The organism is Streptomyces sp. RP5T, assembly GCF_003933965.1.
GTDB lineage: Bacteria > Actinomycetota > Actinomycetes > Streptomycetales > Streptomycetaceae > Streptomyces.
In genome coordinates this window covers 1-1,639 of record NZ_RSAJ01001023.1, presented here as the reverse complement: position 1 = coordinate 1,639, position 1,639 = coordinate 1, and the positions used below count along the sequence as shown (strand labels likewise).

Genomic DNA, 1,639 nt, shown 5'->3' with positions numbered 1-1,639 from the left:
GTCGTACGGCCTCCTCGTCCAGCTCTACTCCCTGCTCTCGCACCGCTCCTGGGGCATGGGCGACCTCGGCGACCTCGCCGAACTGACCTCCTGGGCGGGGCGAGCCCTCGGCGCCGGCTTCGTCCAGGTCAACCCGCTGCACGCGGCCGTGCCCGGCGCCCCGACCGACCCGTCCCCCTACCGCCCCTCCTCACGCCGCTTCCCGGACCCGGTGCACCTGCGGATCGAGGACATCCCCGAGTACGCCCACGTCGCGGACCACGACCGGCTGCGGACCCTGGGCGAGCGGGCCGCGCGGCTGCGCGCGTCCGTGCTGGACAAGGGCGCGCTGATCGACCGGGACGCGGTCTGGGAGCTGAAGCGGGAGGCGCTCGAACTGATCCGCGAGGTCCCGCTCGGACCCGGCCGCCGCGCCGCCTACGCCGACTATCTCGCCGAGGGCGGCCAGGCCCTGGAGGACCACGCGACCTGGTGCGCGCTGGCCGAGGCGCACGGCTCGGACTGGCGCGGCTGGCCCCCGGGTCTGCGCGACCCGCGATCCGCCGAGACGGCCCGTGCCCGCGGTGAGCTGATGGACCGCGTCGACTTCCACTGCCGCCTCGCCTGGCTCACCGAGAGCCAGCTCGGCGCCGCGCAGCGCACCGCGCGGGAGGCCGGGATGCCGCTGGGCGTCGTGCACGACCTCGCGGTGGGCGTCCATCCCGAGGGCGCGGACGCGTGGGCCCAGCAGGCGTACTTCGCGGCCGGGATGTCCGTGGGAGCGCCGCCGGACGCCTTCAACGCCCGCGGCCAGGACTGGGGACTGCCGCCGTGGCGCCCGGACCGGCTGGCGGAGTCCGGCTACGCGCCGTACCGGCAGCTGCTGCGGGCCCTGTTCCGCTACGCCGGCGCGCTGCGCATCGACCACGTCATGGGCCTGTTCCGGCTGTGGTGGGTCCCGCAGGGCCATCCGCCGACGGAGGGCACCTACGTCCGCTACGACGCGGAGGCGATGCTCGCCGTGCTCGTCCTGGAGGCCTCGCGGGCCGGGGCGGTGGTGATCGGCGAGGACCTCGGCACGGTCGAGCCCGGGGTGCGGGAGACCCTGCGCGAGCGCGGGGTGCTCGGCACGTCCGTGCTGTGGTTCGAGCGGGACTGGGAGGGCGACGGGCGTCCGCTGCCGCCCGAGCGCTGGCGCGCCGACTGCCTGGCGACGGCGACCACGCACGACCTGCCGCCCACCGCCTCCCGCCTCACCGGGGAGCACGTCGAACTGCGGGACGGCCTCGGCCTGTTGACCCGGCCGCTGGACGAGGAGCGCGCGGAGGCCGCGGCAGACACGGGGGAGTGGCTGGAGCTGCTGGCCCGGCTCGGACTGCTGCACGGCACGGGCGGCGGCGCCGACCCCTTGGCCGAGGAGGCGCAGATCCAGGCCGTCCACCGGTACCTGCTGAACACCCCGGCCCGCATGGTGGGGGTCTGGCTGCCGGACGCGGTGGGGGACCGCCGGCCGCAGAACCTGCCGGGGACGTGGGACCAGTATCCGAACTGGCGGCTGCCGATCGCCGACGGGGAGGGGCGCGTGGTGACGCTGGAGGACCTGGCGGCATCGGCCCGGCTGCACGCGTTGGTGGAGGTGCTGCGGGGGGCGTAGGGGCGC

1 protein-coding gene is annotated in these 1,639 nt (G+C 76.3%); it reads left to right on the top strand.

Annotated features, from left to right (window positions below; translation table 11 throughout):
- The coding region (gene malQ / locus EHS43_RS44095; RefSeq protein ID WP_125196002.1) for a 4-alpha-glucanotransferase at nucleotides 1-1,633 on the top strand (1,633 nt) is incomplete at its 5' end.
- Nucleotides 1,634-1,639: the final 6 nt, after the last annotated feature.